This is a genomic window from Candidatus Thorarchaeota archaeon, from assembly GCA_021498125.1.
In the GTDB taxonomy this organism is placed as follows: Archaea; Asgardarchaeota; Thorarchaeia; order Thorarchaeales; family Thorarchaeaceae; genus B65-G9.
Window position 1 is genome coordinate 475,679 of sequence record JAIZWL010000001.1, and the last position, 13,877, is coordinate 489,555.

10 protein-coding genes and 1 pseudogene are annotated in these 13,877 nt (G+C 48.8%); 9 read left to right on the top strand and 2 right to left on the bottom strand.

Annotated features, from left to right (window positions below; translation table 11 throughout):
* Positions 1–8 precede the first annotated feature (8 nt).
* Positions 9–1,052 carry a hypothetical protein gene (locus K9W43_02555; protein MCF2136096.1) on the bottom strand — a complete coding sequence of 348 codons (1,044 nt, stop codon included), beginning with the start codon at positions 1,050–1,052 and terminating at the stop codon, positions 9–11.
* A 305-nt stretch (positions 1,053–1,357) separates the two neighbouring features.
* Between K9W43_02555 and K9W43_02560 the strand changes: the two genes are divergently transcribed.
* Genes K9W43_02560 through K9W43_02570 form a run of 3 tightly spaced genes read left to right on the top strand, consistent with a single transcriptional unit; the run spans position 1,358 to position 6,053 of the window.
* Positions 1,358–2,821: an ABC transporter substrate-binding protein gene (locus tag K9W43_02560; GenBank protein MCF2136097.1), complete on the top strand. Its 1,464-nt coding sequence runs from the start codon at positions 1,358–1,360 to the stop codon at positions 2,819–2,821.
* 28 nt (positions 2,822–2,849) lie between these two features.
* Positions 2,850–4,883: an iron ABC transporter permease gene (locus K9W43_02565; protein MCF2136098.1), complete on the top strand. Its 2,034-nt coding sequence runs from the start codon at positions 2,850–2,852 to the stop codon at positions 4,881–4,883.
* Between the two features lie 9 nt (positions 4,884–4,892).
* Entirely contained in the window at positions 4,893–6,053 is a 1,161-nt protein-coding gene (locus K9W43_02570) for an ABC transporter ATP-binding protein (GenBank protein MCF2136099.1), read from the top strand.
* Here the strand turns inward: K9W43_02570 and tgtA are convergent.
* Positions 6,031–8,061, bottom strand: coding sequence for a tRNA guanosine(15) transglycosylase TgtA (gene tgtA / locus K9W43_02575; GenBank protein MCF2136100.1), 2,031 nt, complete (start codon positions 8,059–8,061; stop codon positions 6,031–6,033). The genes K9W43_02570 and tgtA overlap by 23 nt on opposite strands.
* A gap of 95 nt (positions 8,062–8,156) precedes the next feature.
* Between tgtA and hflX the strand changes: the two genes are divergently transcribed.
* The 6 genes and pseudogenes from hflX (at position 8,157) to mtrH (ending at position 13,860) form a co-directional block, all read left to right on the top strand.
* The gene (hflX, locus tag K9W43_02580) at positions 8,157–9,440 is read left to right on the top strand and encodes a GTPase HflX (GenBank protein MCF2136101.1); all 1,284 of its coding nucleotides are present in this window, start codon (positions 8,157–8,159) and stop codon (positions 9,438–9,440) included.
* Positions 9,441–9,504: 64 nt separating this feature from the next.
* Entirely contained in the window at positions 9,505–10,167 is a 663-nt protein-coding gene (locus K9W43_02585; GenBank protein MCF2136102.1) for a methylenetetrahydrofolate reductase C-terminal domain-containing protein, read from the top strand.
* 206 nt (positions 10,168–10,373) lie between these two features.
* A pseudogene (locus K9W43_02590) lies at positions 10,374–11,288 on the top strand (methylenetetrahydrofolate reductase).
* 12 nt (positions 11,289–11,300) lie between these two features.
* Positions 11,301–12,218, top strand: coding sequence for a hypothetical protein (locus K9W43_02595; protein ID MCF2136103.1), 918 nt, complete (start codon positions 11,301–11,303; stop codon positions 12,216–12,218).
* Positions 12,219–12,229: 11 nt separating this feature from the next.
* Positions 12,230–12,925, top strand: coding sequence for a tetrahydromethanopterin S-methyltransferase subunit A (locus K9W43_02600; protein MCF2136104.1), 696 nt, complete (start codon positions 12,230–12,232; stop codon positions 12,923–12,925).
* Positions 12,922–13,860, top strand: coding sequence for a tetrahydromethanopterin S-methyltransferase subunit H (gene mtrH, locus K9W43_02605; GenBank protein MCF2136105.1), 939 nt, complete (start codon positions 12,922–12,924; stop codon positions 13,858–13,860). Before K9W43_02600 ends, mtrH begins: the two co-directional genes overlap by 4 nt.
* Positions 13,861–13,877: the final 17 nt, after the last annotated feature.

Genomic DNA, 13,877 nt, shown 5'->3' on the forward strand with positions numbered 1-13,877 from the left:
ATTTTAAATTACTTCTTCTTTAGGACAGCAACGACAATGATCACAACAATGACCACACCTACCGCACCAAGAACAAGAGTCATGTCCAAGGGTGCTGGGGCTGGTGCTGGGGGATTCATTGCATAATCAATGCCAAAGTCGATGGCCTGCTTGACAAAGACATCTCCGTTAAGAGCGACGTCCTTGTACTCCCATGAGCACATCGGCTGGTAGTCGCCATATGGTGATGCACCGGAAACTATGATGACGCCATCGCCATTATCGCCCGCCTTGATTTCAAGGGTTGCAGCAACGAATGCGCCCTTGTCACCATCTTCGTGAGCGTATGGATAGGTCAGGTCATGGTCAGCGATGGTTGCACTAGCACCATAATAGAGAAGAGGATATACGTTTGCAATCGAGCCTGTTTCTAAGTCGATAGGCTTGGTGTTCTCTGCGGGGGTTGAGCTGTTGCTTCCGTATAGGAGGGTTGGACCATGCATGAGGACCTTTGTTGTACCGGCCACAATGTCCGCCACGAAGGGGTCATTGCTCGTGCCATTTGCAACTGGACGATAGCCAGCACCACAATTGGAGTATGCATCCTCAATGGATGTCGGTTCACCATATACGTGAGAACCAACTGCTTCAAGGATCTGGGTCATGTTGTCGTTGATATATGCTCCACTGTAGTCGGAATCGTAGCCGACCCATAGGAACTTACCACCTGCATTGAACCAGTTAGCGATAGCAGTGACTTCCGACGCGAGATAGCCATTTGTATCTCCATAGATGGAGCCAAGGACTAAGCCTACCGCATCTGAAAGGATTGTGTTATTTATTCCTCCATAAGCCCATACAACCTCATAACCCAAGGCGGTGAGGTTGTTCGCCAACTGCAGATCGGTCGTGTTCCAGAGCTTGGAACTGTACTGACCGTGAGAGTAGTCGAAGACGATCTTCTTCGCACTCGTCTGTGCAGCAACCGGCGTTGGACCTACGAAAAGAGGTAAGAGCATAGCAGCCATAATCAAGACGGCAAATACTCTTCTAGCTTTTATTGTAGAGTTCATGTCTTCTGCGTCCTCCGGTTTTATATGTGGAAAGAGGATAAGACAATTTGTCATTATTGCATGATAAAACCTTTTCGAGAGAGGCGCAAACTCCTCCTTTTCATTTGTATTTATCGTTAATTATCTTCCTGCCAATCATACCGCCTGTTCTTGTCGAAGACGTGACGCTTTCAGAATGCTTGCACTGAATTTTCCTAATTTTGGATAACCTTAATTACCTCGCTTGGTTCCATAAGTTAGACACGATAATAGGCCATCTACCTCAGATGGGACCTGCGGCCTAAATAGAGCAAGAGGCGTTTGGAATGAGTGAATTCGAATCTGCGCGAAACACGAAGACAATACTCATTGCTGTAGTTGTAATTGTGGTCATAGTTGGTAGCGGTATTGCCGGATTTCTGCTGCTCAATCCGGGTACCACCACTACCACTGGCACGACAACAACAGAAGAGGGTAACACACTTACTATTCTCACACGTCATGATGTTGCGATTCATGGTGTTTTTGAAAATGCGTTCTTAGCATCTGACTATGCAAAGAATCTCAGTATCACCGATGTCAAATGGAAGACTCCCTCTGGAGAATTTTGGGACGACCTGATCAATGCTAACCAGGTCGATGTCTGTTGGGGTGGTGGACCTACGCTCTTTGATCAACTCATGCGTGATGATCTCCTTCTCCCACTTACCAGCACCAGAATGGCGGCTGCGGCTGCGCGAGTCAATGATACACTTGCAGGCGCAAACATGAAACGGATTAACGGTGACAGTGATCTCGTCTGGATTGCTGCGGCAATCTCCTCCTTTGGTTTTACCGTTAATCACCAATTTTTGGACGATTACAGTCTTCCAGTTCCTCACAAGTGGACTGATCTGGCCAATGCAACCTATGGGAGCCTTTTGCCCACAATCCCGACAATTGCAATGGGCAATGCACCTGATACCACCTCCAATACAAGGATCTATGAGATCATCACTCAGGGTCTTGGATGGGAGACAGGTTGGGCTAATATTGCTCGGATGGCTGGGAGTGCCAAGATCTTCCTCGGTTCAGTCGAGACCCAGACTGCTGCTGAGACTGGCCAAGTTGGTATCTCGATGTCAATTGACTTCTACGGTTACGTCACTCAGACAAAGAATCCTGATTGTGAGTACATCTTGCCAGAAGGCCAGACCATTGTGAATGGTGATCCCATTGCAATTGCGAAGACCACTCCGCATCAGGCGATGGCTGAGGCATTTGTTGATTGGGTACTCACTCCTGAAGCACAGGCTCTCTGGCTTAATCCGAACATCATGAGGATGCCTGTGATGCGAGAGACCTTTGATACTGCACTTGCGAAGAGTACTGAGGGCTATGCAAAGATGTATGCTACTTTCAACAATACGGTCAAGACAACTGGAATTGAATTCAACGATACACTCTCCCTATCAATCAACTCAGCCTTCATACACTACTTTGAGTCGGTATTTACAGACGCTCATACTGAGCTAGTGACCTGCTGGAGTGCCATTGTCAATGCATTCAAAGACGGTCATATCAATGCCTCTCAGCTCGAGTACTATGCAAATCTTATGGGCGCACCTGTGACTGTCAAAGATCCGAAGACAAATCAGGACGAGGCCTTTACCATCGCCTATGCAACTGCTATCAATCACGATATGATCTATGATGCGACCTTCAAATCTGAGATACAATCTCGATGGACTGCGGCCGCTAAGGCACAGTATATTGATGTGTATAATCAGATTCAGGCTCTGTTGCCATAGATCCTCTAACAATCAGTGAGGAATTGCTATGACTACAGCCGAGACACAGCAAAGTGAACCTGAACTTATCCCGGCCCGACTCCAGGATGACATCAAATACGCACTGTTGGGATTTCCACGGCGTATTGTATCTCTCTTTAAGCGTCTTGGGCGGGCAATAACAAGTGGCATTAAGAAGACTGCCTCTGGCATCACGGAGTTCTTCAGGCATCCTGCAGACTCTATCCGTGCTGCTGGTAGCAAGATGCGTCGAGAGCTTGACATGCTCTCTACAGTTCAGCTGATTGCTGTGCTCGGCGTCTTCTCTCTTTTTCTGCTTGCCCCACTGATCAGTGTGGTATACACGTCCTTTATCGATACATCAACTGGCGCCTTTACACTGGAACATTTTACCCGGCTCTTTACTGATACTAACTTTTGGCCATGGCAGTATAATCCTGATACTGGCGAGTGGATAACCTATACTGACACTCGTACAGTCCTCTTTGCAGGTGATCTCTTAGTCATCCAAGGATGGGACTATGGTGCTGTCATCAACTCGATCTATGTGGCCATCGTGGTCACAATGTTCTCGGTCATTTTGGGCGTCTTCTTTGCATTTATCATTGCTCGATATGATTTTCCGGGCAAGTCTATTGTCCGTACCGTTCTTATCTTCCCCATTCTAGCCACCCCATTTATTGGAGCAATTGGCATCAAGCGTTTTCTTGGGGCGCGTGGCTTTTTCAATAATCTATTTTATACAACATTACATTGGATGCCATTTAGAGTAGAACTTCATGGTCTTGCTGCGATCATATTTATCCAGTCCCTGTCGTTCTTCTCACTGGTCTACCTTAATGCCTACTCCTCCTTCATGAGCATCGATCCCTCACTTGAGGAGCAGGCCGAGAATCTCGGTGCCACTGGTTTCAAGCTCTTCAGAAGTGTCACGCTTCCTCTGGCCATGCCGGGGATACAGGCTGGTGCCATTCTGACATTTATTCTGAGTATCGAGGACCTTGGTACCCCCATTGTCTATTATGATGATCTACAGGCTCAGAAGACCCTCGCCTATCAAGTCTTCTCGAGCATTGCAACTCAATCCGGCAGCATTGATCCAAAGGGTCCAGCAGTTGGACTGATCCTTCTTGTGTTTGCACTCATTGGTTTCCTTGTCATCCGTAAATACGCCTCTCTTCGTTCATACGAGTCAGGCTCTAAGGGTGGCCAGTGGAATCCCCGGACCCGCCGACTCTCCCTTCCTGCTACAATTCTGCTCTATGCTGTCTTGATTCCCTCCCTGTTTCTTGCATTGATCCCACAGATTAGCGTCATTATTCTGTCATTTGCACATCACTGGTCTACAGATGCCATATTACCCGAAGCATGGACGTTAGACAATTATTCCGTGTTGTGGGCATATGAGGATGTGGCTCAGTCGATCAATCTGACGTTGCTATATGGTGCAATTGCTACTGTGATCATTGTGTTATTGGGGACGAGTGCCGCGTATTTGATTGCACGACGGGATCTACCTGGAAAAACGGCGCTCGATTTGCTCGTGACCTCCCCCATTGCGCTGCCAGGGATTGTCATTGCAACTGGATACTTCACATTGTTTTACAACACGCCATTCTTCCCACCAGGGGGGCCCGCCTTCCTCATTACGATGTCCTATACGGTGAGGAAGTTTCCATTTACGGTACGGGCTGCGTATGCAGGTCTCTTGTCCACTCCAGTAGTCTTGGAAGAGGCCTCCATGAATCTTGGCGCAAGCAAGAATCAGACCTTTGCTAAGATCACGTTGCCGCTCATTGGGGTCAGCGTACTGGCAGGCTCATTGCTCTCATTTGTCTATTCGGTGAGTGAGGTGAGTACGAGTCTTATTCTAGGCAGCGTAGGGCATGATCAAGCCCCTATGACATTCTGGACGAATGAGGTGTTGAACGCTACGGGACAGTACGGCGGCTACTTTAATGCCGCGTGTCTTGGTGTATTAATGATGGTGCTACAGATGATAGTTATCACGCTCACGAACAAGATTCTGGGCTCTAGGTCTTCGGCCATAACAGGCATATGAGGTGACAAAATGGTAGAGATTAGACTTGAAAATCTACGAAAGACTTTCGGAGAAATCGTTGCCACGGATCAGGTGAACATGACCCTTCATGAGGGCGAGCTCTCCACGCTCCTTGGTCCCTCGGGCTGTGGGAAGACAACACTTCTGCGACTCATTGCGGGATTCTATCAACCCGACTCGGGTAGGATCTACTTTGATGATCGGGACGTGACCAATCTTCCACCACATAAACGAAATACGGGAATGTGTTTTCAGAACTATGCTCTCTGGCCTCATATGACCGTGTACGAGAATGTGGCCTATGGTCTTCGTCTCAAGCGTATCAATGGGATGAAATATACCAAGGATGCAATTGCTCGTCGTGTTAATGAGGCATTGGAACTTGTCCGTTTGGGTGGACTCGGTGAGCGCCATATTCATCAGCTCTCTGGTGGACAGCAGCAGCGTGTTGCTCTTGCGCGTGCTCTGGTTATAGAGCCTGATGTCTTGCTCCTCGATGAGCCACTCTCAAATCTTGATGCCAAGCTTCGTGTGGAGATGCGTGAGGAGATTATTCGAATTCAGAAAGAACTCTCAATCACAACCGTCTATGTGACTCATGACCAACAAGAGGCTCTAAGTATCTCTGATAAAGTGGCGGTCATAGATCATGGTTATGTCCAACAATTCGGAACTCCACGTGAGATCTATCAGAATCCTCAGACAATATTTGTCGCCGACTTTATTGGCCGATGTACGTTCATTAACGGTGTTGTAAAATCTGTTGATGACTATATTCAGGTGCAAATCCCGAATGACCAGATGATCGCCGGAAAGGCTACGATAGATGGTTATCCCTTTGAAACTGGTGAGACCGTAAAGTGTGCAATGCGACCAGAGTCGCTTCATCTTGAGCGTACAGATCCACGCGATAATGAGATTGCAGGCACTGTGACCCGGACAATTTATGTTGGTAGTGCTACCGAGGTCTACTTCGAGGTTGGAGGTATTCACGCACAAGCTCTACTTGGGCCCACAGCCCCTGTAAAGGCTGGTGATCCCATAACCCTGTATGCTCCACGGCCAGAGGTCATGGTCCTACCAACTGGTGGTGTTGAAGCACTGCGGAAGGTTCCAGGGCATCCGTTGTTCACGGCGCCCTCCCCCTCTACAGCTTCTTCGAATGTCTAATATTGACTGCAACGCCCCTCTGGAATCTCAGCATCTCTTGCCCATTCAAGACAGCGCGACCTACTGCAATGAGGTTTCCGTCCGGATCCTGCACAATGACCTCTTCCCCTGCACGTAATTCTGAATCCGCCTCGATCACAAACTTAGCAAGTGCAGACTTGCCCGCTATGATGAACTCGACGGCATCGGAGTGCATCTTTACTTGATATCTGGTAGGGAGCCTCATTCTCTCAAGTAACAGTCCTCCTGCAACAGTGGGTGCAAGGAGTCCTGTAGTGGGGACCATCGTGAATAGCACTTCTTCTCCCCGTTTGACATAGCGAATCTTCCCAGTCCCTTTCGAGACCTCAATACGTATGTTCTCAGGAAGAAGTGATGAATCGACATTCCATTGGAATGCCATTACAGCTCTCAGTTTTCTTTTTGTCCATAGTTCCACATGTTTGTCTTCAGTGGCAATTTCTTCAATGATGGCTGATGCGCTGTCCAAGATCTGGACTGGAAGTGATTTTTTTACGATCTCGGAGAGCCGATTGGTCGGTGTGGTTCGATTGAACCAGAAGACTTCCTTTACCTTCAACTCGTGAATGAACTCTTCGACTCTCTGTTCTACAATCGCCATCGTATCCGCATCAATTCGTTGAGGGAAGATCGTCTGCTGGACCGGGTGGATGTGTTCTAGCTCCCACGGGACAATCCCAAATGGGGTCACAAAGGCAAGCAATGCTCTTTCCGAGGAAGTTTTTCGGATTGCATCAACAATGGTCGGTGTGGTTTCTGCGAAAGGTCTGTCTGCTATGTGAGGGATTAATACCAGAGATCTCGTCTTTTTGTATGGGTATGATTTGATCATGCGCATGTGAAATCTGTAGAACGGGACGGTGCGTACGGTTTCAGGGCCTGTATAGAATATCGATGCGTTGCCTCCTACCGGATGTGCCTGTTCGAGCAACCCTACATTGTCGAGCAGAGTGTGAAATGCCTCATACAGACTGGGATGGGCTCGTGCTCGTTCAGCCACAAGATCCAAGAGCTTGCCATCAAGTATCGCCTGTCTGACCCGGCGCATCTCAGCGGCAGTCACATAGAGATTATGCCTCATCAATGCTCTATGGCGTTCTGCGGCCTTCATCTGCTTGAGATCGTCTGCTGTTGTACTACTGCATACAGGGCAATCACATGGCAACTCCCGCAACTGATGCAGATGTACTGTCCCTGTGGTCAGCATCATTCTATCATCTTCTGCGAATTTTGCGTACGATGCAGAGTCAAAGAAGTCGGAACCCAATGCGGCTGCGAGTGCGAGAAACATCGGATGTCCGCAACCAAAGAGATGGACTGGTCGATCCGGTGGAAGATACCTCTTTGCTGCAAGAGCCGCCCTGACGACATCCGCATAGCGGTACTGTTCCATCATGGGCACGACACCACCTATTGGATGAACGTCAAAGTCAAGATCGGCGAGAATCTGTGACGAATGTTCTCTCAGGTCCGGATAGATGCCTCCCTGCACAGTACCTGCTAGGTACATCTCTCCTTTTTCGGCTACTGAGATCTTTGCCCGCTCTAATGAAACCTCCACATCTCTCTCGACTTGTTCGCGTCCAGCATCGGGTGATGAGAACACATCGAGGATGGTTCCGATATCCGATCCAATGTCTCTCTGAAACCGAACGATCTCAAGGGGGTCGATCTCTCCCTCTGGTAAGTCGTGAAAGTACATCTGGAACGTTCCTGAGTCGGTCATTATGGGGCCTTCAAAATCAAGGAGGGTATGAATTCCCTCCGATTCGGCAACACTTCGAAATCGTTTCTGTCGGTTGATAATGTACGAGTTTGTTATGACCATCTGAAACTGGAACTCCTCGACCAGCTCCCTGGGGCGAATCTCCGACTTGCCCGGATGTACCACTGGCATGAGCAATGGTGTTGTCACAGTACCATGTCTTGTCTTGAACATCCCAATGCGGCTGAGTCCATCTTTCGCTCGTATCTCGAAATTATTCATTGGTCACTCCTCGCAGGGCTCGTAAAATCGGCTCTAAACAATTTCAACCATTCCATATCGAACACCTTAAGATAGTATGCATCTTGGAGTAGGTGATGACTTCTCAGACTGCACTACTCGTACAACTTCGCCGATCATTCGACCCCAATCTGTTGGATGAGTTCACGGCCCTAGCAGAGAGTGCAGGATATACAGTACTTGATACCTTTGACATCATCGGATATCCCTCTACAAGGTACGCGATCTCCTCCGGGAAGGTTGAAGAAATCAAGACGTGGCTTGAGATTAACGAGCCAGATGTTGTGTTGTTCTCACCTTTTCTCAAGTCCAGTCAGATGTATCGCCTCATGGAGACCTGGGATGTCGAGGTACGTGACCGTACACAGATCATTCTAGAGATCTTTGATCGACAGGCTCGAACGCTCCAAGCAAAGCTCCAGATTGATGAGGCGCGCCTTCAGTATGAACTTCCATTCATCAGGCATCAGTTACGAATGCGTCTTCAAAAAGAACATACTGGCGCCCGTCCCGTCGGTGAGCAGATCGGAGCCGGAGAGGATCTACTCAACCTTCGTGTCATGGAGATCAGGCGCAGGATTGCTAATATTCGTGCCAAACTAGAGAAGATATCCCAAGCTCAGGAACTCAAGAGAAAGCGACGTTCCGCTGAGGGATTTCTGGAAGTGGCCCTTGCAGGTTATACCAATGCTGGTAAGAGTACACTCCATCGTGCTCTGACCGGTTCCACAGTAGAGGTGGCGGACCAACTGTTCACCACACTGAGCACTAAGGCTGCGACAATGACCGCATTAGATCGGCGTGTGATCCTCAACGACTCGGTCGGATTCATCAGCGACCTTCCCTCGTCACTTCTCAAAGCGTTCAATACCACCCTCATGGAGATTGGTGGAGCCGATGTCATCGTCGTTGTTATCGATGGGTCTGATTCACTTGATGAGATCCTTCGCAAGACCAATACCTGTCTTGATACATTCCGCGAGATCGGGGTCAATGGGATTCCGATGATTGCCGCATTGAACAAAATCGATCGCATTGACAATTCAGAGCTGCCCGCTCGCATTGATGCGGTCTCGGAACTTGTAGGCGAGGTTGTTCCGATCTCCGCTAAGACCGGGGAGAACTTGGACGCACTGCTTGATGCTGTTGAGATGCATCTTCCTCAACTCTCGCGATATTCTCTTAGTCTCCCCTATGGTGACGAGAGCATGTCGCTTCTCTCGTGGATTCATGATAACGGTCTTGTGTATTCGGAAAAATACGAGGAAGACACTATCAAGATAGAGGCTGATCTACCAGAGGATGCTGCTCAACGTCTTTTCAAGACGCTCCCTGTTGGTTCTCTTCATCGACTCGAGTGACCATTGCGTTGTACGTGGTGATTTATCAGGCAATCATATTCTGCCCGGCATGGTGGTCGTTTCAATGATTGCGATGGAACTGAAACCCGTAGAAGAGATCCTTCAGATGTTAGAAGGTTACCAGAAGATAGTTCTCTTTGGTGATAGTGGCTGTGCCCAGATGTGTGATGTGGGCGGCTATCTTCAACTCGAAGACATGGATGATCTTTTGACCTCACATGGGAAGACAGTCCTTGGTTACGTCTTTGTGGAGGGTGGAATGTGTGACGGTCACGCACTACGCCGCACAATCGCTGACAAAATGGATATGCTTGAAGATGCTGATGTGTTCCTTATTCAAGCCTGTGGAGTTGGAGCGCAAATGGTCACAGAGATGATCCCGTCAAAGGAGGCCTTTCCAGCCACGAATTCGGAGTTTTTAGGATCCACTCCTGAACGGTTCCACCATTATGAGCGATGCTCCATGTGCGGGGACTGTGTGCTTCATCTCACAGGAGGTATATGTCCGATCACGCGATGTGCAAAGGGGTTGCTGAACGGACCGTGTGGTGGTTCCATGAACGGAAAGTGTGCAGTCAATCCCGACCAAGACTGCGCCTGGCAATTGATCTATGACCGTCTGAAAGCACTCGGAAAGTTATCCAATATTCGTAAGATGTGGGGTCTGCGCGATTGGAGTCTGACTCATCGACCTCGGAAGATTGAGCATGTAGAAACTATGGTCTGACCTGCAACAAGTGAGTCTACTGATGACAGACTGAATCATCTCTATCGGTTAATTCTGTAGTATTTGATGAAGTATGAACTATATTCTTTGGCCGATTTTCAATTGACTTGCTCATTTGCCCATGGTTGGAATCAAAACAGATATAGGCTAACATCAATCGGCCAAGGTAGTCAACAGATGTAGACAGAGAGGTGTAAACACTCACTAAATTACAGAGATTACTTGAAAATGGCGAATTTGTTGTAACTTCTGAAGTCGGGCCTCCTCATGGTTCTGACAGCAGTCTTTTGACAACAAAAATAAATCAATTGAAAAAACACTGCGATGCCATTAACATCACTGACAATGTTCGTGGAATTCCCTCCATGGATAGCATGGTCTGTTCACATTTTGTGCTTCAGTCTGGCGCTGAGCCGGTCATGCAAGTTTCGGCACGAGATCGGAATCGCATTCTTTTGCAAAGTTCTCTATATGGTGCGTATGCATTAGGAATCAGAAACGTGCTCTTCATCACAGGGGATCACCCTCGACATGGGACACATCCTCATGCAAAGGTGGTCTTCGACTTTGATTCGATTCAGGCCCTTCAGATTGCCCGAGGCCTCATGGATGGGACCGATCTTGCAGGCCAAGAGCTTGAGGGCGTTCCGGAATTCTTTCTTGGAGCGACCTTCAATCCCTATGCTGACCCGCTGGAACTTCAGGTCTGGCGTGTTGAGAAGAAACGCGACTCTGGCGCGAAGTTCTTTCAGACACAGGCCATCTATGATCTCTCCCGCTTTGAGGAGTTTATGAACGGAGTACGTCGTCTTGATGTTCATGTCTTGGCGGGGGTCATCCCTCTAAAAGGTCCCAAAATGGCTCGATTCATGAACAATAGGATTCCCGGTATCGTGGTTCCCGAAGAGATTATTACCCGTCTTGAACGAGCAGGAACTGGTCTGACCGGAAATGAAAAACAGGAGGCCGTCAGAAACGAGGGACTCCTGATTGCTCTTGAGACCATCGAGGCGCTACGTACGATCGATGGGGTCAGTGGAATCCACATTATGGCCGTGGGTTGGGAAGACAAGGTTTCCGATCTCGTTGAGCGGGCCGGATTATTCCCGCGTCCTGAATGATGAGGTGATAGCGTGTTCATATTCAAGAAGGAACAGCAGGTAGTTGATATTGATGGCATTCGTCTTGGTGGACAGCCCGGAGAGAACCCAACAGTTCTGGTTGGGGGTCTCTTCTTCAAGGGGCAACCTATTGTGGAGGACATGAAGGAGGGCAGGTTCAATACTGCCTTGGCACAAGAGTGGATCGATATGGCTCACCTGATGGTCGAAACGACTGGCCATCCTATGATCATTCAAGCCTACGGTCGAACCCCCACTGCCATGGAGCGCCATCTGTCTTGGGTCGCTGATAATTTCGAAGGCCCCTTCATGTTCGAGTCCACAAGTGCAAAGGCCCGTGTCCGTGGTATCGAGTACTGTGATGAAGCAGGCCTTGCGGATCGGGCGATCTATAATTCTATCAATCTCTCAATGAAGGAACAAGAGAAAGAGTTGCTCAGTCAGAGCAATATCAACGCGGCCGTAGTTCTAGGCTGGTCGCCACGGGCCACATCACTGCCAGATCGAATGGAGACCGTCAAGAGTATGGTGTCTGAGGCTGAGGCCCTTGGCATTGAGAGAATGTTGGTGGACCCGGCCACACTTCCAGTGGGCGCAGGGTATGGTCTTGAGTATCGTACAACTCTTGCGATCAAGTCCGAGCTAGGTCTGCCTACCTGTCTTGGACCGCATAACGCTCCATCCGCATGGAGGTTTCTCAAGCAGGAGGGCTTTAATGACGAGAGCCCTCATCTTGCCTCTATTGTGGCGGCGACTGTGGCTGCGCAGATTCTGGCCACAGATGCGATCATGTATGGTTCCATGGTTCGGACAAGAGAGGTATTCACGGCAGTGGCCCTGATCGGAAATGCTCTGGCCTCTGCAGCTGCTGAGGCAAGTCATGCTCTGGGTAAAGAGCTCGAACTCTTCGAACCGAAAACAGAAGAATAGGAGGCTATAGCTTGAGTGAATCTGATGGTCGTAAGTGGCCTCCCGCTCCCGGTGACTACGAGATTGGAAACCCCTCTGATTCAGTCGCCATATGCACCTTGGGGAAAAAGTTTGACGTGCCTACTGAATACGCAATTATAGGCACATGCAAGACCGAGAATATTGGAATTGAACGTGTGCTTATCAATGTCATATCCAATCCACACATTCGCTATTTCATTCTGGCTGGCCCTGAGATTCCCGGTCATAGAACTGGGACTTCTCTTCGAAGTCTTCACAAGAATGGGGTTGATCCATCTACACGGAAGATCATCGAGGCTGAGGGGGCTATTCCATATATTGAAAATATTCCAATAGAGGCGGTTGAACGTTTCAGGTCACAGGTTGAGCTTATCGACATGATGAACGTATCCGATCCCACACGGATTGCAGAGATCGCTTCGCAGCTTCATGAGAAAGATGTTGAGCCGTTCTTTGAAGACCCCTTCTGGATCGAGTTCACCCATGATACGCGGAGTTCCGGCCCACGAATATCAAGTGGGGATATCTTTGTTCTCCCGGAATATGGTCTTGCGCTAGACCCTGCTACTTCAGAACTTGGAGGAGGCGCAACTTCGGCAGTGGTCTCTCTGCCTCCGAATCATGTGATTATTGAGATCTTGTCCGATGAGTCTGGGACTATTTTGCTTGGAAAGGAGGTACAATGATGTTTGCGTTTGAGAAAGAACAGGTCGTCTATACTATTGGTGATGTCCGAATTGGGGGATCTCCTGGAGAGAACCCGACAGTCCTTGCGGGGTCGATATTCTACGAAGGCGATAAGATCGTTGAAGATGCCGTTCATGGAGTCTTTGATCGTAAGACCGCGGAGAGCCTCATAAATAGACAGGACGAGCTAGCTGAGATCACTGGTAATCCTACGATTGTTCAGGTGGTCGCCTCAAGTTCTGAGGCGCTTCTCAAGTATCTCGAATTTGTCGCTGATGTCACCGATGCGCCGATCATCATTGATTCCACAACAGCCGAGGTGCGGGTTGCAGGTCTCAGATATTCTGAGGAGATTGGCCTATTAGACAATGTGATCTATAACTCGTTAAACATCTCAGCCACTGCTGATGAACTGGAGGCATTATCAGAAGTGACCCCGGACTCGGCTATTGTCTTGGCATTCAATCCACAGGACACATCAATTGCTGGCAGGCGAAAGGTGCTTGATGAGGGTGGGCTCGATCTTGAACGTGGTCTGTTACCTATTGTCGAAGACCTAGGTATCTCCAAGCCACTTCTTGATACAGCAACCACTGCCATTGGCTCGGGCGCAGGATCGTCTATTGGTTTCATCTTTGTTGCAAAGGCTACCTATGGGCTTCCTACTGGGTCTGGTGTTCATAATGCTCCGGTCTCATGGCCTTGGCTTCGCGAGTATAAGAAACAAGACAAGGCTGCGTACAAGACCTGTGATGTTTCCTCCAGTCTTCTTGTTCTCATGATGGGTGCAGACTATGTTCTCTATGGACCAATCAAGAATGCGGACTTGGTCTTTCCAGTAGTCGCTATGGGCAATGTATTCATGGGGGAATTTGCAAATACTGAATTAGGGATCGAGCCCTCTGAGAACCACCCCTTCAGCCGGCTAGTGTAGATCTCTGGAGACAAAGA